Annotated in this window: 18 protein-coding genes and 1 pseudogene; 17 read left to right on the top strand and 2 right to left on the bottom strand. The window is 60.7% G+C overall.

All coding sequences use genetic code 11. The annotated features are described in order from the left end of the window. Positions 1–10: 10 nt before the first annotated feature. From LRP59_RS03575 to LRP59_RS03525, 11 genes are all read left to right on the top strand, one after another. Complete coding sequence (locus LRP59_RS03575) at positions 11–1,441, top strand: NAD(P)/FAD-dependent oxidoreductase (protein WP_002513028.1); 1,431 nt, start codon at positions 11–13, stop codon at positions 1,439–1,441. A gap of 45 nt (positions 1,442–1,486) precedes the next feature. Then, entirely contained in the window at positions 1,487–2,491 is a 1,005-nt protein-coding gene (gene hemC / locus LRP59_RS03570; RefSeq protein ID WP_002513027.1) for a hydroxymethylbilane synthase, read from the top strand. Continuing rightward, on the top strand, positions 2,488–3,213 hold the full coding sequence (locus LRP59_RS03565; RefSeq protein ID WP_002513026.1) for a uroporphyrinogen-III synthase: 726 nt from the start codon (positions 2,488–2,490) through the stop codon (positions 3,211–3,213). Before hemC ends, LRP59_RS03565 begins: the two co-directional genes overlap by 4 nt. A gap of 29 nt (positions 3,214–3,242) precedes the next feature. Continuing rightward, positions 3,243–4,289 (top strand): porphobilinogen synthase, encoded by a 1,047-nt coding sequence (hemB, locus tag LRP59_RS03560; protein WP_002513025.1) that lies wholly within the window; start codon positions 3,243–3,245, stop codon positions 4,287–4,289. Positions 4,290–4,335: 46 nt separating this feature from the next. Then, on the top strand, positions 4,336–5,646 hold the full coding sequence (gene hemL, locus LRP59_RS03555; RefSeq protein WP_002513024.1) for a glutamate-1-semialdehyde 2,1-aminomutase: 1,311 nt from the start codon (positions 4,336–4,338) through the stop codon (positions 5,644–5,646). Further along, positions 5,639–6,514 (top strand): A/G-specific adenine glycosylase, encoded by an 876-nt coding sequence (locus tag LRP59_RS03550; protein WP_002513023.1) that lies wholly within the window; start codon positions 5,639–5,641, stop codon positions 6,512–6,514. Before hemL ends, LRP59_RS03550 begins: the two co-directional genes overlap by 8 nt. A 12-nt stretch (positions 6,515–6,526) precedes the next feature. Continuing rightward, complete coding sequence (locus LRP59_RS03545) at positions 6,527–7,456, top strand: DeoR/GlpR family DNA-binding transcription regulator (protein WP_002531675.1); 930 nt, start codon at positions 6,527–6,529, stop codon at positions 7,454–7,456. A 233-nt stretch (positions 7,457–7,689) separates the two neighbouring features. Then, positions 7,690–8,430 carry a four-carbon acid sugar kinase family protein gene (locus LRP59_RS03540; RefSeq protein WP_002513021.1) on the top strand — a complete coding sequence of 247 codons (741 nt, stop codon included), beginning with the start codon at positions 7,690–7,692 and terminating at the stop codon, positions 8,428–8,430. Between the two features lie 22 nt (positions 8,431–8,452). Then, positions 8,453–8,962 carry a nucleotide-binding domain containing protein gene (locus LRP59_RS03535; protein WP_002533257.1) on the top strand — a complete coding sequence of 170 codons (510 nt, stop codon included), beginning with the start codon at positions 8,453–8,455 and terminating at the stop codon, positions 8,960–8,962. 75 nt (positions 8,963–9,037) lie between these two features. Next, positions 9,038–10,078: a 4-hydroxythreonine-4-phosphate dehydrogenase PdxA gene (gene pdxA / locus LRP59_RS03530; RefSeq protein ID WP_002521125.1), complete on the top strand. Its 1,041-nt coding sequence runs from the start codon at positions 9,038–9,040 to the stop codon at positions 10,076–10,078. Between the two features lie 44 nt (positions 10,079–10,122). Next, complete coding sequence (locus LRP59_RS03525) at positions 10,123–11,442, top strand: MFS transporter (RefSeq protein WP_002513018.1); 1,320 nt, start codon at positions 10,123–10,125, stop codon at positions 11,440–11,442. On the opposite strand, the pseudogene LRP59_RS03520 reads toward LRP59_RS03525, so the two are convergent. Then, positions 11,358–11,580, bottom strand: a pseudogene (locus LRP59_RS03520) (hypothetical protein). The gene LRP59_RS03525 and the pseudogene LRP59_RS03520 sit on opposite strands and share 85 nt — an antisense overlap. Positions 11,581–11,971: 391 nt before the next feature. Between LRP59_RS03520 and LRP59_RS03515 the strand changes: the two are divergent. From LRP59_RS03515 to LRP59_RS03500, 4 genes are read left to right on the top strand one after another with little or no spacing between them, the layout of a single operon-like run. Next, positions 11,972–12,265 (top strand): N-acetylmannosamine-6-phosphate 2-epimerase, encoded by a 294-nt coding sequence (locus tag LRP59_RS03515; protein ID WP_002513017.1) that lies wholly within the window; start codon positions 11,972–11,974, stop codon positions 12,263–12,265. A 1-nt stretch (position 12,266) separates the two neighbouring features. Beyond that, positions 12,267–13,793 carry a PTS transporter subunit EIIC gene (locus LRP59_RS03510; RefSeq protein WP_002513016.1) on the top strand — a complete coding sequence of 509 codons (1,527 nt, stop codon included), beginning with the start codon at positions 12,267–12,269 and terminating at the stop codon, positions 13,791–13,793. A gap of 11 nt (positions 13,794–13,804) precedes the next feature. Further along, positions 13,805–14,278, top strand: coding sequence for a PTS glucose transporter subunit IIA (locus tag LRP59_RS03505; RefSeq protein ID WP_002513015.1), 474 nt, complete (start codon positions 13,805–13,807; stop codon positions 14,276–14,278). A gap of 4 nt (positions 14,279–14,282) precedes the next feature. Next, positions 14,283–15,194, top strand: coding sequence for a PRD domain-containing protein (locus tag LRP59_RS03500; RefSeq protein ID WP_002513014.1), 912 nt, complete (start codon positions 14,283–14,285; stop codon positions 15,192–15,194). A gap of 181 nt (positions 15,195–15,375) precedes the next feature. Here LRP59_RS03500 and LRP59_RS03495 read toward each other — a convergent pair whose 3' ends face one another. Next, positions 15,376–15,870 (bottom strand): FxLYD domain-containing protein, encoded by a 495-nt coding sequence (locus LRP59_RS03495; RefSeq protein WP_171011473.1) that lies wholly within the window; start codon positions 15,868–15,870, stop codon positions 15,376–15,378. A 252-nt stretch (positions 15,871–16,122) separates the two neighbouring features. Here LRP59_RS03495 and LRP59_RS03490 point away from each other — a divergent pair, with 252 nt between their 5' ends. Both LRP59_RS03490 and LRP59_RS03485 read left to right on the top strand, forming a co-directional pair. Beyond that, the gene (locus tag LRP59_RS03490) at positions 16,123–17,355 is read left to right on the top strand and encodes a sensor histidine kinase (protein WP_002513012.1); all 1,233 of its coding nucleotides are present in this window, start codon (positions 16,123–16,125) and stop codon (positions 17,353–17,355) included. Positions 17,356–17,434: 79 nt separating this feature from the next. Further along, positions 17,435–18,091, top strand: coding sequence for a response regulator transcription factor (locus tag LRP59_RS03485; protein WP_002513011.1), 657 nt, complete (start codon positions 17,435–17,437; stop codon positions 18,089–18,091). Positions 18,092–18,135: the final 44 nt, after the last annotated feature.

Below are 18,135 nucleotides of genomic sequence, written 5' to 3'. Positions count from 1 at the left end.
AGTAGCGACAATGAACATTTCTGATCCGCAGCACGTCGACGCCGTCGTCATTGGCGGGGGCATGGCTGGCCTCGTGGCCGCCTGGCAGTTCACCCAGGAGGGTCTGCACCCGGTACTTGTCGAATCCCGCGGGTACACTGGTGGGCTGATTGCCAGGTCGACGCTGGCCGGAGTCAGCTACGACATCGGGGCCGAGGGGTGGGCGGTCCGTCTACCAGACACCGCTGAACTGGCCACCGAGTTGGGGTTGACGGTTGAGAAGCCGACCATCGCCCCGTCTTGGGTGTACTTCGATGACGCCTGCTTCGCGATGCCCGATAATGCCATTCTTGGCATCCCGGCGAATTTGTCGGACCCAGCCGTCGTCATCGCTCTGGGAGCGGAAAAGGCTGCTCGCGCCGCTGAGCTCGATCGCGCGCCCATGCCTGAGGATCTTCCTCGCGACCTGGGTACGCTCGTGGCCTCCCGGATGGGTCCAGAAGTACTGCGGCGTCTCGTCACCCCAATCGCCGGGGGAATCCACGCCGCCGATCCACATCTACTGTCAGCCGACGTCGTCTCCCCCGGTCTGAGGGCTGCCGCCCAGGCCACCGGATCGCTAGCCGCGGGAGTTGCGCTGTGCCGCTCACGGATGCCAGCGGGGCCCGCAGTCGCGTCGGTAGCCGGTGGCATGTTCATCATGCCGGCCGAGCTGCGTCGTCAGGCAGAACAGGCCGGCGCGACGACCATGACCCGAGTAGGAGCTCGCGGACTAACCCGCCACGAAGATCAGTGGCTCGTGGAGACCGCTGGAACCTCTCGCAATCCGGATCCATCTTTGCCCCCCGTCACCAACGGCGAGAGTCGTTTCTTCCTGACCCCTCGGGTCGTCGTAGCCTGTTCGGCTGGACCTGCCACAAAACTGCTCAGCAATGTCATCGAGACCGTTGGACCCGAGATGGCGCCAGGCGCGCCGATCGGCCACGTCAATCTCGCCTTGCAGGCACCCGAGCTAGACTCCAGCCCACGCGGAAACGGCATGCTGGTGGCGCCCGGAACGACCACCGTTACTGCCAAGGCACTTACCCACATGTCGGCGAAGTGGCCCAGCTTGAGAGAATCATGTCCCGAAGGTCTCCACTTGCTACGGGTTTCCTATGGTCGATCCGGTGAAACGAATGTCTCTTTGAGCATCGACCAGGCGCTAGCGGACGCCTCCGTCCTACTCGGTGTCGATCTCTCGGCGGAGCAGGTCGTAGACTCCCAGATCATTCACTGGACAGGTTCCCTCGCACCGACAACTCCACAGACCCGAGCATGGCGCGACGGTCTGCACCGCCAGCTAGAGGCATTGAACCAGTCTGGACGGGGGCGAATTGGCTTAGTCGGGGCGTGGGCATCGGGTTCGGGCATTGCCGCTCTGGTGGCGCAGGCCCGCCGAACTGTCCGTCAACTTGTCTGATGGCAGACTGAATCGGCGTCGGTACTGAGTGCCACAATAGGCAATATGTCTGCGATCCGTCTGGGAACCCGTGCCAGCACTCTGGCTACTACTCAATCAGAGATGGTTGCGAGGCTGCTCAGATCGGAGGGGCTGGACGTCGATCTGACGACGATCACTACTCACGGGGACACCTCGACGGCCTCGTTAGCGGCGATGGGAGGAATCGGGGTCTTCGCCTCGGCGATCCGTGCGACCCTCCTCAAGGGAGAAGCCGACATTGCCGTCCACTCATTCAAGGACCTACCGACAGGACGTCCGCTGGGCCTGGCGATCGGTGCCGTTCCAGCTCGAGCAGACCCGCGTGACGCTTTGGTGGCCCGTGATGGGCTCACCCTTCACGACCTCCCGCAGGAAGCTAGCGTCGGAACGGGCTCGCCACGTCGGGCCGCACAGTTGTTGGCGGTCAGACCAGACCTGACGATCGTCGACATCCGTGGAAACGTCGACACCCGGCTGGGTCGTGTCAAGGGACTCGGCCACTACGCCAAAGGTGGTGGCAAGGAGGACCTCGACGCCGTCGTGCTCGCGGCCTCTGGACTAGCTCGACTGGGTCATAGCGGCACCGTCACTGAGTTCCTCGACCCGTCGGTAGTGCTGCCTGCCCCTGCCCAGGGAGCGCTAGCCGTCGAATGCCGGACCGCTGATTCGCGTCATGGCAAGCTCGCCAAGGCGTTGGCACGGATTGACGACCGCAGAACCAGGCTGGCCGCCACTGCGGAACGTGCGGTGCTCTCCCATCTGGAGGCGGGGTGCGCTGCCCCCATCGGAGCATTGGCTCAGCTCAAGCCAGTTTCGGGAAGTTCCCCACAAGTGTTAACTCTGGATGTTGTCGTAGCTACTGTCGATGGCTCCCGCATCATTCGGGAACAGGTCAGCGTCGAATTACCCGCGGAGGTGGATTCAGCACTGGCTGCGGCGCATACGCTGGGGGTGACGGCTGCCGAGGAGTTGCTGGACGATGGTGCCGCCGACGTTGCAGATCTCAAAGCTTCAGGAAGCACTCGATGACCACAAACCCTGCCGATCTCGTCAAGCCCCCGGTTGTCGTTCCCCGCGACGACTCCCACGACAAATTCGTGACGACTTTGAAGCAGGCCGGTTATGGAGTGATCCACACAGCGCTGACGCGCACCGTCACCTTGCCGGACGCAGAGGGGCTCACTACCCCTGACCTGTGGCATGCCGACTGGCTGGTCGTCACCTCGAAGACCACCGTCGGACTGCTCCCTACCCCGTTGCCGAATCCCAACATCAAAGTAGCCGCGGTCGGTGTCGCTACCTCCGCTGCGCTGCGCACACGTGGGATTGACGTCGACTTCGTCCCCGACGATCACAGCGGCGCTGGTCTGGTCGCCGAGTGGCCAGGCGGAACCGCCAGCATCCTCCTACCAACGTCCCAGTTGGCCGCCGACACCGTACCGCTGGGACTAACGAAGATCGGCTGCACGGTGAACCGATTGGAGGTCTACACCACCGCTGCCGTCGAGAAACTACCTGAGGTCATCGCCCAGTCGTGGCCGTCTGTCGGGGTCGGCGTCGTCACTGCCTCCTCGGTGGGACGTGCCCTCGTCGAGCTGGTGGAGCCGCTGGGATGGCGTCATCAGAAGCTCGTCGCCCTCGGCAAGCCCACTGCAAGAACACTCGAGGAGCTCGGTCACCCAGCGCATGCGGTGGCCTCCTCCCCTACTCCTGAAGCCGTCCTTGAGGCGGTTGAGTCCTTGGTCGCCTGACCGACGGCCGTTCGCGAAGGAAGTTGATCATGAACCCGTACCTGCCTGATGCCAGTGATCCCCGCATGGCTGGGGTCAAGCCATTGCCCGAGGGGCTGCGTCCTGTTTCTCGTCCGCGTCGACTACGCACCACTCCTGCGATGCGCCGAATGGTCGCCGAAACCCGCGTCGTCCCCGCCCAGTTGATACTGCCGGCGTTCGTCAAGGGGGGGGTCGATTCCCCCGTCGAGATCACCAGCCTGCCCGGCCAATTTCAGCACTCCACCGAGTCGATTAAAGAGCTCGCCACCCAAGCTGCCGAGGCCGGTATCGGTGGTATTGACCTGTTTGGTATCCCGGAACATAAAGACGAGATCGGTTCTCAGGCCTGGGACCCGAAAGGCATCCTCAACGCCGGCATCTCTGCTGTGCGCGAGGCCGTCGGCGACGATCTGGTGATCTGTGCCGACACCTGTCTAGACGAGTTCACCGAACATGGACATTGCGGAGCTCTGACCCCTGATGGTCGCGTCGATAATGACTCCACCGTGCCGCTATATGCCGCGATGGCGGTCTCCCAAGCGCGCGCCGGAGCCCACATGGTCTCCCCGTCGGGGATGATGGACGGTCAGATCGCTGTCATTCGCGATGCTCTGGATCGCGAGGGATTCACCGACGTGTCCATCATGGCCTATTCAGCTAAGTACGCTTCAGCCTTCTTTGGCCCCTTCCGGGACGCCGTAGACTGTTCCCTTAAGGGTGATCGCAAAGCTTACCAGCAGGATCCATCGAACCGCCGGGAAGGCCTACGCGAAACCCTTCTCGACCTCGCCGAGGGAGCCGATCTGGTCATGGTGAAGCCCGCCTCCCACTACCTCGACGTGTTGTCCGATGTCGCCGAGGTGTCGCAGGTACCGGTTGCCGCTTACCAGGTCTCTGGAGAATACGCCATGCTCGAGGCCGCTGCCGCCAACGGTTGGATCGATCGCCGACGGTGCATCGGAGAGTCCCTGACCTCGATCGTGCGTGCCGGTGCCGATCTCGTTTTGACCTACTGGGCAATCGAAGCGGCCCAGATGTTCCGCGAGGACCTCTGACCCGTGGTGATCATGCTCACCACAAACCCCACACCGGAAGGAAGACATGACCTCCAACGCCGAACTGTTCTCTGCCGCCCAGGCCGTCATTCCCGGCGGGGTTGATTCCCCGGTGCGGGCTTACGGCTCGGTAGGCGGGGTTCCGCGCTTCATCGAGAAGGCCCAAGGCCCGTGGATCTGGGACGCCGAAGGCACGCGCTACGTCGATCTGGTGTGCACCTGGGGCCCGGCTCTGCTTGGGCATGCCCGTCCCGAGGTCGTCTCTGCGGTTCAGGAGGCCGCGTCGAAGGGGCTGTCCTTTGGCGCCCCGACCCGCACCGAAACCGAACTAGCGGATGCCATCATCGAGCGGATGGATCCGGTCGAGAAGGTGCGTTTCGTCTCGACAGGCACTGAGGCGACAATGACTGCGGTCCGTTTGGCCCGTGGCGCCACCGGTCGTGACGTCATCGTCAAGTTTGCCGGTAATTACCACGGCCATTCTGACGCCCTGCTCGCCGCCGCCGGTTCCGGTGTAGCGACGGCTGGTCTACCCGGTTCGGCCGGTGTGCCAGCCGCCTCGACTGCCGACACTATTGTGGTGGATTACAACGACGTCGCCGCCCTCGACGCGGTGTTCTCCGAGCGTGGCGACCAGATTGCTGCAGTGATCGTGGAGTCCTGCCCGGCCAATATGGGAGTTGTTCCGCCCGAGCCCGGCTTCAATGCCGCGATTCGTCGCCTCACAACCGAGCACGGCGCCCTCATGATCACCGACGAAGTACTCACCGGATTCCGGTGCAGCCCGTCGGGATTCTGGGGTTTGCAACAGCAGGCCGGCGAGGACTTCGCGCCCGACATTTTCACCTTCGGCAAGGTCGTGGGCGGAGGCATGCCGCTGGCTGCCCTGGGTGGGCACGCCGATGTCATGGACTTGCTGGCTCCTACCGGCCCCGTCTACCAGGCCGGCACTTTGTCCGGTAACCCGCTGGCCACCGTCGCGGGTGTCAAAACCCTACAGCTGGCCGACGCCGAGGTGTATCAGCGCCTCGATGTCCGCTCCGAGAAATGGCGCAATGAGCTCGAATCCGCACTTGACGCAGCCGGCGTCACGTACCGCCTGCAGAACGCCGGAAATCTCTTCAGCGTATTCCTCGGCGTCGACTCCCCGGTGCGCAATTACGACAACGCCAAGTCTCAGAATGCCGAGGCTTACACCGCGTTCTTCCACGCGATGCTAGATGCCGGGGTCAACCTGCCGCCATCGTGCTTTGAGGCCTGGTTCCTCTCGGACGCTCACGACGACGAAGCTTTCGAGGTTTTCCGCGCCGCCCTGCCGAGGGCTGCCCAGGCGGCTGCCCAGGTGATCAGTGCCTGACACCGGGCTGACTTCGCACGTCATCGAGGCAATCTGTGCCTGGTTCGACGCCAACGGACGCGATCTGCCGTGGCGCCGACCCGGCACCTCCGCGTGGGGCGTACTTGTTAGCGAGGTCATGAGCCAACAGACCCCGATGTCCCGGGTGATCGGACCGTGGCACGAGTGGATGAACCGCTGGCCCACCCCTGATGATTTAGCGGAGGAGGACTCTGGGGAAGCAGTTGCCGCGTGGGGGCGCCTGGGTTACCCGCGTCGGGCCTTGCGCCTGCATTCCTGTGCCGTCACGATCGCCACCGAGCACGACGGGGTTGTGCCCAACAGTTACGACGAGCTCGTCGCCCTCCCGGGTATTGGCGACTACACCGCTAGCGCAGTCGTCTCTTTTGCGTTTGGCGGCCGCGCCACAGTGCTTGACACCAATGTACGTCGCCTCATTGCTAGAGCAGAGTCTGGGATCGCAAACTGTCCAACCTCGGTGACAAGAGCTGAGCGGATAGTCGCCGACGCGTTGGTTCCCGACGAAGACGCCCGAGCGGCCAAGTGGGCGGTGGCGTCGATGGAATTGGGGGCACTGGTATGCACGGCGCGGTCTCCGCAGTGTGAGGTCTGCCCGATCCGGGATGGCTGCCGGTGGGTGATCGACGGTAGGCCGGACAATGCCCCGGCCCGTCGAGGACAGCCATGGAAGGGCACGGATCGCCAGTGCCGCGGCGTGATTATGGACGTGGTGCGCAACAGCCCTCACGGAGTGAAGGTCCAGATGGCTCTTTCCGCCTGGCCCGAGCTCGATCAGGCATCAAGGTGCCTGGAATCCTTACTCGATGACGGTTTAGTGCACCGACGAGGTAACCTTATTAGCCTGTGACCTGAGAAATTCTTGGACCGACCACCCAAACAGACCGAGTCCAGCAGTGATGCCGCTGGGTTATCCTTAGAGGCGGTCCTCAAATTGGATCAGCCAAACCACGTCACCGATCAAGACACCATGAGCACAACACCCAAACAGCCGCGCACGGCGACAGCTGCCCGACGCCGACACATTGTCGACCATCTGCGTTCTTTGGGGCACTCGGAGTCCATCGGAGATCTTTCCCAACTGTTCGGTGTCTCTACATCGACGATTCGCCGCGATGTCGATGCCCTCTCGGATGAATCCAAGATCTGGAAGATTTCCGGGGGAGACGTCATGATCCGACGACACGAGCCTACCTGGCACGAGAAGGAACAATGCGAGCACGTCTCCAAGGCAGCAATGGCCACATATGCCGCCAAACACCTCGTGAACGAGGGTGACCTAGTTCTGCTCGATTCCGGAACGTCCACCGCAGCACTGGGCCGCCTTCTGTCGACTCGTAACGACATCACCATCCTCGTAGGCGGCCTGTCCGTGCTCCAGGCCGTGGCCGAAGGCACCGCCAACGTCATGGTGCTCGGCGGGGCGTTAAGGCAGCACAGCGGAAGCCTTCTGGGACCGTGGGCGTCATCAAACCTGCGCAGCATCACCCCTGATGTCGCGTTCATCGGCTGCGACGCAGTCTCTGCGACCGACGGGCTCAACTGCCCACTCCTGGAGTCCGTCGAGTTCAAACACGAAGCGATGACGCGGGCTCGCACGTCGTGGATCCTCGCTGATCCCACCAAGATCCTCACCACCGGTAGCGAACCATATTGGGCATCGATACCGCCCCGGACGGGGATCGTCACCGTCCAGTCGTCGAACAGTGAGCTGAGCGAGAAGCTCGGTGCCTTCCGCCGGAGCGGACACCACGTCATCCAAGCGCCCCTTCAGCCTGCAGACACCGACTGACGATCCCCTTGCTCCCAGCGGACCCTTCACCGGTCGCTGTCCCGCTAGTCCTATTATCCCGTCGTTATTTCAGCGCACGGACACACCACTAGATGCGCTATCTTGTCATCTTTTGACCAGTTTTCTGCATGTAAGTCGCATTCTGCGGCTCATCTTGCTATCTTGATGCATGTTCGCACGAGAAAGTGAGCATGACGCTCATGTGCATGCCCTAGGCGAAGGAGCTAGGAGTCGTGTCGGAGATCCTCGTTATTGGAGATGACCTCACCGGTACCAACGCAACTGCGTCCGCCTATGCGCGAGATGGGCTGCGGGCAGTAACCATGCTCGACCCGACCGCACCGGTCGACCTCGACGACTCCATCCAGGTCATCGCGTGTTCAACTGGCTCTCGTCACATGACACCCGCACGCGCCGCACAGACCGTGGATGCAATCGTCAGGAACTTTGGGTACGACGTCCGGGCCATCGTGAAACGGTTTGATACCACCTTGCGCGGCAACATTGGGGCTGAGATCGAGGCAACCCTCACCGCTACCAGGGCGATGCATCCCGAACGACGGATATGCGGTCTTGTCGTCCCTGGTTTTCCGGCGGCCCACCGAACCACCGTCGGCGGTTATCAACTCCTCGACGGTGAGCCCATTCTCATGGGCCCGGCTTCGCGTGATCCCTTCACACCGGTTCGACATTCCGGCGTCGCAGGCATCATCCACGAACAAACCCAGTTGACCACGACAAACATTGGTCTGGATGTCGTCATGGGTGACACCTCTACGCTCGCCGATAGGCTCACAAGGGCAGCACAGGACGCGGAGCTCGTCATCGTCGACAGCGTAACCGACGACGACCAGCAGAGGATCGCCACGGCAGCCAGCGCTCTTGAATCGGATGAACGCAGCTGGGTCGTGTTCGAATCGGGCCCCTTCGGTGCCACCTATGCCCATGCGCTGGGAATTTCGTCCACATGTTGATCGAGCCAATCCCATTCTGGCGTTGATCGGTTCACCCACCGAACTCACGAAATTGCAGTCGGACCGGCTCGAGAGCCAATCCGGTGTCGATCTCATCACCGTCGACGACCCGGCCTCCGATGTTAGCCAGCTCTTGTCCCGACTTCGGGCATCGGCCGAGATTGGAAAGACCGTCATCGGAATCCGTACCACGTCACGAGACGGCTCAGCCCCCGACCCGCTGCACGCCTCCCAGATGCTCGCGCTCATCATCGACCTGGCAGTGGAATGCGCGGATTCAATGCAGTTTGACGGAATCTATGCGTCAGGGGGCGACGTTGCCTTCGCCGTCCTCGATGCCTTGGGCGCTCGTGGCTACGAGGTGGAGAACGAGGTCGTCCCCCTGGCCGTGTCCGGAAAACTGGTCGGTGGCCCTCATGACGGTCTCGGATTTGCCACCAAGGGTGGCCTCGTCGGGGACGCTGACGCGGCGGTCGAATGCATCAACCAGCTCCGAAGCCGAATACGTCAATCCGAACCGCGGATCGTGTAGACGCGGGCCCATCACGATCGCATCATCAATCCCGCTCACCCCGAAAACCATCAAACGATAAAGGAGAGTAAGACCATGCCAAAGACACCACTTCTTGGAATCACAGAAGGTGACCCAGCCGGAATCGGACCGGAAATCACGGTCCAAGCCATCCACAACATGGCCGACGACCGATCCTTCATCCCCATCGTGTACGGCGATCCAGCCATCATCTCTCGGGCGTGCTCCGTCACCGGATTGAGCGAGACCGTTCGTCGTGTCACCTCCGAGGAGCACATCGAGCCCGAACCGAATGTGATCAACGTCGTCGACACCGGCACCGTTCCTCATGCCGATTCCATCGAGTGGGGAAGCGTCCAGGAACTCGCTGGGCGCGCGGCCATCGCTTCGATCGAAGCAGCCACTGATGCGGCACTTTCGGGAAAGACCGACGGCGTTGTCACCTCCCCGATCAACAAGGAAGCTATATGGAAGACTGGCTCCGAGTTCCTAGGGCACACGGAGATGTTGGGGAGCCTATGCGGCACCCCGGACACCGACACGATGTTCGTCGTCAGTGGGCTCAAGATCTTCTTTGCCACCAGGCATATGTCCTTGCGCGAGGCGGTTGATTCCATCAGACGCGATCTCATCGATCACGAGATTCACAAAGCGCTTCGAGCCCTCAAGGTGTTCGGCTGCAACTCACCGAAACTGGCGGTCGCCGCACTCAATCCCCACGCTGGCGAGGGTGGACATTTTGGCACCGAGGAGATCGAGGTCCTTCGCCCTGCTGTCAAAAGCGCCTGCGCCGAGGGTCACAACGTCGTCGGACCGGTTCCTGCAGATTCCGTCTTCCATAAGGGCGTCATCAGGGAGTACGACGGCGTCCTTTCCCTATACCACGACCAGGGTCATATCGCCTCGAAGACCCTTGATTTTGACGGCACGGTCTCTGTCACAGCAGGACTCCCCATCCTCCGAACGTCGGTCGATCACGGCACGGCCTTCGACATCGCCGGTCAAGGTGCCGCCTCCCCCATGACCATGCAATCAGCCCTGCACGTTGCCAGTGATTTTGCGAGATTTGTTCCGGTAATTCGAGAAGAGTATTTACCGAGCACAGGCCGCAACTGATGATTTCGAGGACGTCTATCTTCGATAATCTCAGGGGGTATTCCATGGCCATTAACTCAGTCAATAATTTAGAAACGACCGACAAGGCCGACGCGAGCAAACCTCCGGCGAAGCGCTGGGTCTATGTGATCCCCGTAGCCGTGATTATGTACATGTTGGCGTACCTCGACCGGACCAACACGGCGATGATCCTGCCGTACATCAACTCAGATACCTCTAGCCAGATTCATCTCACCAAGGCCGATGAGGGCATCGTGAGCGGCATCTTCTTCTTCGGCTACATGTTCCTGCAGATCCCAGCCGCGATCCTCGCAGAACGTTGGAGTGCGAAGAAGACTGTCGCGATCCTCATGTTCCTTTGGGGATTTGCCGCCATGGCGGTCTCCTTTGTCCAGTCCAACGGCCAGTTCTATACCGCACGATTCGTCCTCGGCTTTTTCGAAGGTGGCGTATGGCCCTCGGTGCTCATCCTCATCGCCAACTGGTTCCCGCTCAAAGAGCGTGCCAGGGCCAATTCCCTGTGGATGTGCTGCCTACCCCTGTCATCGGTGCTCATTTCCCCGATCACCGGAGCACTCCTCGACCATTTCAGTTGGCGGACGGTGCTCTTCGTGGAAGGAATCCCGCCACTGATATGGGCGATCGTATGGCTCTTAGTCGTCTCCGACCACCCTCATAATGCGAAATGGGCATCCGACGCCGAACGAGAGTACATCGAGGCCGAACTGACCGCCGACGAAGCCAACAAACCCATCATCGATGGCGATGGTGGGTATCTAGCCGCCGCCCGCAGCGCACACGTGTGGCAACTCATTACCATCTACCTGTGTTTCATGGGCGGTTTCTATGGTTACACCCTGTGGCTTCCCACCGTGGTCAAGGGGCTCATGTCCGGCTCATCGGCATCGTCCGTCGGACTCGTCACTGCCATTCCGTACATCTTCGCGGTCGTCGGGATGCTGGCTGTGTCGTCCTGGAGTGACCATACCGGAAACAGGCGTGTGGCCATCGCGGTCCCGCTCGCCATCGGTGCCGTCGCGCTCACCATCGGCCAGGTAGTACACCATCCGATCGTCAACATCGTTCTTCTGGTAATCGTTGCCATCGGGGTGTACTCGCCATATGGCCCGTACTGGGCCGTTCCAGGGGCCTACCTCAGAATCGAGGTTCTCGCAGGAGGACTCGGTCTAATCAATGCATTAGGCAACCTGGGTGGGTTCGTCGGCCCGTACCTTGTCGGTTGGCTGACCGACGTCACGGGATCTGCTGCGACGGGCTACTACGCCCTAGCCGGATTGCTCGTCGTCGGCGCGGTCCTCACATGGGTTGTCGTCAAGCCGAAGATCACTCCGACAACACCGTAAGGTCCCGTCGAAACTTCACTCGCATCTGCCCCAGGACTGTTCGCGTCGACCCTTTTCTGGACAGGCTCAATGTGACCCATCCCCGGAATTTCCGGTCAATTTGACCGAGTACTCACGGTCAAATTGACCGAACTTCACACAGAAATCTCAGATTTCAGTCAAGTCCTTGAACTTCACGGTCTTGACCTCACTAAGATCTGTGACACAAATCCCGTCACGTGAACCGAGACCTCGTAGTACCCATTACGATCAAGCACCGATCCGTGACGAATCCTTTATTAGTTACTAGCTAAAAGGCGCTACCGAAGAGGTAGCAAGCTACGTCATCATCCCGGCGCATCGGCGAACACGGCTGTAAATCTGACCACACTCGTACTGCGACTCCCCCACCCAAACTTCACCGACAGAGGCTGTGCTAGCGTCTCAACAGCAGTTCATGGATCTCAGGCTTGTAACTTTCGGCAATACCTGATCCACCGGCGGGCACGAGCGTGTTCAGGCCGGTATACCCACGTTGCCGGAGGTTCGCATGAATTCAGTCATTCAGTCCCTAACGAAGGGACTCATCATGCCGTGCCAGACATTGCCTGGTGAACCCATACATTCCGAGAGTGGTGGCGTCACGCCCCTATTCGCGACGGCAGCTGCGCAGTCCGGGGCCGTCAACATCCGTGCCAACTCGGTCCGCGACATTAAGGCAATCCTGTCCACCGGAGCCGACATCGTTGCCGTTGGTGGCACAATCACCCGTCCCACCCAAATCTTCACCCAATTCATCGACGCGATTCGCGCCCGCATCCCCCACACGTCCTTGGAGAACTGACATGTTCAAGACCCTGCAGAAGATCGGTAAGGCGTTCATGCTACCGATCGCCATCCTCCCTGCCGCAGGTCTGCTACTAGGGATCGGTGGTGCGCTGTCCAACCCCACCACCGTCAAGAGCTACCCAGTTCTCGACAATCCCATCCTCCAAGACATCTTCCAGGTAATGAGCGCAGCTGGAAATGTCATCTTCGAAAACCTTGCCCTGCTACTGTCCATCGGCTTGTGCATCGGCCTGGCTAAACGTGACAAGGGAACCGCGGCACTCGCCGGTATCACCGGTTTCCTGGTCATGACAGCCACCACGAAGGCGCTTGTCGTTCTCTCCCGTCACCCCGATCGGACAATCGACACCGGTGTCGTTGGTTCACTCGTCATCGGTGCCATCGCCGTATGGCTTCACAACCGCTATCACAACATCGAGCTCCCCGCTTTCCTCGGGTTCTTCGGAGGCTCACGCTTCGTTCCCATTGTTACGGCTTTCGCGGGAATCATCATTGGCGCATTCTTCTTTGTCGTCTGGCCACCAATCCAGGCCGGGATGGTGTCAGCCGGCACTGCGATCGCAGACTGGGGTGTCATTGGTACGTTCTTCTATGGCTTCCTCATGCGGCTAGCCGGCGCCGTCGGCCTTCACCACATGATCTATCCGATGTTCTGGTACACACCCCTCGGCGGTACCGAGGCAGTAGCCGGCAAAACGGTTGTAGGCGCACAGAAGATTTTCTTCGCCCAGCTGGCTGATCCCAATCATGTCGGACTGTTCACCCATTCCACCAAGTACTTCGCCGGTCGCTTCGCCACCATGATGTTTGGACTGCCTGGGGCCTGTCTGGCGATGTGGCGCTGCGTTCCAAAGGGGCGTCGCGCCAAGTACACTGGATTGTTCACCTCCGTCGCCTTCACGTCCTTCCTGACCGGAATCACCGAACCCATCGAATACATGTTCCTCTTCGTGGCCCCGCTGCTCTACGTGTTCCATTCGGTCCTCGATGGCGTCTCCTTCCTGGTGGCGGACCTCATCAACATTCGTATTGGCAATACCTTCTCGGGTGGTGCTATCGACTACCTCCTGTTCGGTGTGCTGCAAGGTGAGGCCAAGACCCACTGGCTGTATGTGTTGCCTGTCGGCGCGCTCTGGTTCGTCATCTACTATTTCTCCTTCACCTTTTTCATCAAGAAATTCCGGATCGCCACCCCGGGCCATCTCGAGGACACCATGACTGCCGCCACACCCACCGATAGAAGGTCCCAGGAAAAGTCCGAGCGGAGGAACGACGGGATCGACGAGACAGCGGCGGAAATCATCACTGCCTTGGGCGGTGCCGAGAACATCGAGGACGTCGACGCGTGCATCACGCGTCTGCGTGTGTCAGTAAAGGCGCCTGATCAGGTCAGCAAAGCCAGCCTCAAGAATCTCGGAGCGACCGAGGTCTTCGAGGTCGGCGGCGGAGTCCAGGCCGTCTACGGAGCCAAAGCCATCCTCTACAAGAACGCCATCAACGCCCAACTCGGAATCGACGACTGAAAGGTGTCGACATGTCCATTTTTCGCAAGCGCCGCAAGGCCACACCCCTGACCATCGCAGCACCGGTCTCGGGCGAGATCATCGATATTGCTGACGTACCGGACCCGGTATTCGCAGGCAAGCACATGGGCCCAGGCTTTGCGGTCGCCCCGGTCTCGGGCGACTTCACCTCGCCCATCGACGGCATCGTCATACTTGTCGCGCCGACCCTCCACGCCGTCGGCCTGCGCGCAGACAATGGGGCGGAGGTTCTGGTCCACGTCGGCGTCGACACCGTTGAGCTGAAGGGTGAAGGTTTCACTGCCCACGTCAACGAGGGCGACAGGGTCAGGACCGGCGATCCGCTCCTGAGCGTCGACCTGGACAGCATACGGCCACGCGTACCGTCGCTGATCTCCCCCGTGGTCGTGACCAACGCGGCCGGGTTCACCATCTCGGAACGCAGCAATGATCCGGCGTCAGTGCTCTCAGTCACCGCAGGATGACCCGGTGCAACGTCCGGATCGCTCACGGCACGCAACGACGAAGCAGGGATCGCTCAGACAAGGGCACGTCATCGTCAAGAAGATTTACAACAACAATGTTCTTCTCGGCGTCAACGGTTCGGGGACCGAAATGGTCGTCAATGCTCGCGGTATCGCCTATGGACGACACCGCGGGGAGATCGTCGATGCCTCATCGGCCCAGCGATATGTCGCAGAGGGTGCCTATCGCACGACCGCCATCGCATCACTGCTAACGAACGCCACTCACACCGAGGTGCGAGTGGCACAGGCAATCGTCGAATTGGCGCGCGAAGAGCTGGGCACTCCCCATGCCCGACGGATGATGCTGCCCATCCTCGATCACCTCGTCGCAGCTGTGCACCGAGCTAAGCAGGGGGCCGTCATCGATTTTCCCCTGGAATGGGAAGTCCGTCAGCTCTATCCCGATGAGGCGGAACTGGGCCGACGCGCTGTCGAAATCGTCGACGGTGCTCTCGGAATCCATTTGCAACCCGAGGAATGGGTGGCATTCTCCCTGCACTTCATCAATCAGCGGTGGGACAGTAGAGACGTTTCGCGGACCATGTCGATGACTCAGACGATCTGCGACGTTTTCACCGAGCTGGAGGACCTGTGGCACGTTGAGATCGACCGTTCGTCCATGAGCGCATCCCGCTTCGTCACCCACCTTCGCTATCTGTTCGCTCGGGCCTCGGACAACAAGCAGCTCTCTCACGTTGACCTGGACATTGTGGGACTCATGTCAGATCGCTACCCAGAAGCCACATTGGCAGCTAGCCAAGTGGCCGAGCACATGTCGAAAGTAATCGGCAACGACCTGACGAAAGCCGAAATCAACTACATCGCCTTACACACCACCCGGCTCTACAACGAGGTGATGGGGATGGATGACTGACGATCGCGCACCTGTTAAGGCTCATCGGTAGCGGTCAATACACAAAAATGGCGATGACCCTCCTGCCGGAAAGCCAGCACCAAAGTCACCAGATCAAAATCCAGATGCGTGCCTAACTCCCACCGCAACATAACGAGGTTCAGCCGCTGCGATCCATCGCAGCGGCTGAACCTCGGGCTGATCAGATTCCGGTGATATCCTTAAATTTCACGGTCTTGATCTCACTAGGGTTTTTGGAACAAATCGCATCAAACTTCCATTTGCCGTGAGCATCGATAGAGTTGGCGTTGGCCAGACAGGTGTCCGTGTTGTTGCCGGACGCGTCATAGGCGTCGAATTCGATCTGGACGTAGTTGTTGATCGACTCGTCAGAGTTGTTGCGTACGTACCCCGTCACATGGACCGTGAACTCGTCCTTCTTCAACTTCCAACCCTTGAGCAGGGCAAGGTCGCCCTTAACTTGATCCTCGTCGGTGGTCTTCGCGGCAGGCTTTTCGACCTGCTTGGCCTGGCTCGTAGCTGGGGCCGACGCGGCCTTGTCGCTACCGGACTTCTGCTCGTCACCTCCTTTCGACCCTCCTTCCAGACCTGCGAAAATCCCCAGAATGACGACGGCGATGACAATCCAGAACCACACCCGCTTGTAGATCGGCTTTTTTGGCTTCGACGGCGGCATCCCGCTCGAGTTCAGGGCATATTGGAAGTTGGGCTGACCTTGCGGACCTTCTCCCGGATACTGCGGTTGTGGGTAGTGGGGTGGTTGCTGGTCATTGGACATTGGTGTCTCCTTTCGACTCCACACCAGTGCATCCCAGGATCGGGCCCTCCCGCATCGGCCGAACGGACAGACCGCAGGTGGCCGATTGGGCAGGTGTTTTCGTCCATCCGGTCGAGGCAGCCCTACCGAAACCGCCCTTAGGATGAGGGCATGATCGAGTACGAAGTCGTGGGCGACGATCGCAGGCCCGCCGTTTGGCTGTCCATCGTCCTCATCGCCATCGGAATACTCGGATGCTTCACCTCGACCGCGTTCTGTCCACTGGCCCTCCATATGACGGCGCAGAACCCCTCCGGTCTCACCGTGCTGCACGGAATCGCTACCCTCGTCGCAGATGTGGTTTTGCCCGTCTGGCTGCTATGGCGACATCGTCAACCGTTCACAATCACCCTCGTCACAGCGGCAATCAGCCTGGTACTACCGATCGGTAACACTGTTCCTCTTATCGCCCTGGCATGTTTGCTGGGACGACGACGTGGCGCGGCACCGTGGTGGACCACCGCGGCCGTGACGATCACGACTACCATCGTAGGAGTCGTGGACGCCGCCAGGTCTCCGAAGGCCGCGTCGACGATCAAAACTCTCTTGTCCCCAGCAAACACCCCTGACACTGCTGATCTGACGGTCTCTTGGTTCACCGTTGCGGCCTTCATCGCCGCCGGGCTCATCATCTCCATTGGTTCGGGGCTGTGGCGCCGCAGCCAACGCACCACAACCTCACTTACCCGGGAACGCGACGTCGCGCAGGCCACCAACGCCAAACTCGGCGACGAATTGTCACGCCGCGAGGAACGCGAGCGCATCGCCCAGGAAATCCACGATCAACTCGGCCATAAATTGTCCCTTCTCAGCCTGCAGTCCGGGGCGCTAGAGACTCAACTTCGGGACAATCCGGACGCCGTCAAGGCCGCCCACGAGGTACAGGCTGGGGCAGCTGCAGCCGTCAATGACTTGCATTCCCTGTTGTCGGTACTTACCGAGTCCCGCGTGACACCCGATTTGCCCCTGTCGAAACTGGCCGAGGTCATTGACGAGTCCTTCGGCGCCGGTCAGCCCCTCAATTCGAGCGTCTTCATTGAGGACGCCGATCGGGTCGATCCCGCCGTGTCGAGGGCCGTCTACCGCATCGTTCAGGAGCTGCTCACTAACGCAGCCAAGCACGCACCCGGGCAGACGACGACCCTGCGCGTACGCGGGAATCCCCGAGACGGAATCAGCATCGACGCGACGAACGGCTACATCGGCGGATGGGCTGGAGGACCGAGTGCCCATTCCCGCGGGCTTAAGGGGATCACCGAGCGTGTCGAGCTACTTGGGGGCAGCCTTCACTACGGTCTTGACGACGATCTGTTCCACGTCCATGTGGACATCCCGTGGCGGTGATAATCATCCCCGCCTGCTCCTAATAGACCACGGTGCAGCCGCAACGAATCGCAAACGGTGAACATCATAGGATGTGGCCATGCTGCCCGTTCGCGTCTTACTCGTCGACGACGACACGCTCGTACGCAGAGCTGTACGCCAGATCCTTGAGGCCGCTGATGACCTTGAGGTGGTCGGTGAGGCCAGTGACGGCGACGGAGCCGTGAGGCAGGCTCCCCAGGCCGATGTGGTCCTCATGGACCTGCGAATACCCGGAATGAGTGGTGTGGAGGCGACATCGCGAATCACCCATTCCCCGAGCTCGCCCAAGGTCGTCGTCCTCACTACCGTCACCACCGATGCGGCCATCACCGACGCAATTCACGCCGGGGCATTGGGGTTCCTACTGAAAACCTCCTCACCTGAGGACATCGTCAGTGCCGTGCGTGCGGCCCACACTGGAGATGCCTTCATGTCCCCGACGTCGACCCGCCAACTTCTAGAACAGTTGCGGAGCGACACTGGTAGACGGGGCCACCGGGCTGCCCGCAAGACCCTTTCCGCCCTCACTGACCGCGAGCGAGAGGTTGCAATAGCGGTGGCCGAGGGACTAACCAATGACGCCATTGCCGCGCGGTTAAACATTTCGGCAAGCACCGTCAAGGCGCATCTGTCGACGATTCAGACCAAGCTCAACGTCGACAGTCGAGTCCGCATTGCGGTACTCGTTGAGCGGGCTGGGTATCTTGCTGCATAAGCGCAACGGCGCTGATAACTTGGGGCCACTGCGTGAAACTACTC

The organism is Cutibacterium sp. 37298 (assembly GCF_023838685.1).
Classification (GTDB): Bacteria; Actinomycetota; Actinomycetes; order Propionibacteriales; family Propionibacteriaceae; genus Cutibacterium; species Cutibacterium acnes.
This window is presented reverse-complemented; position numbering and strand designations above follow the sequence as displayed.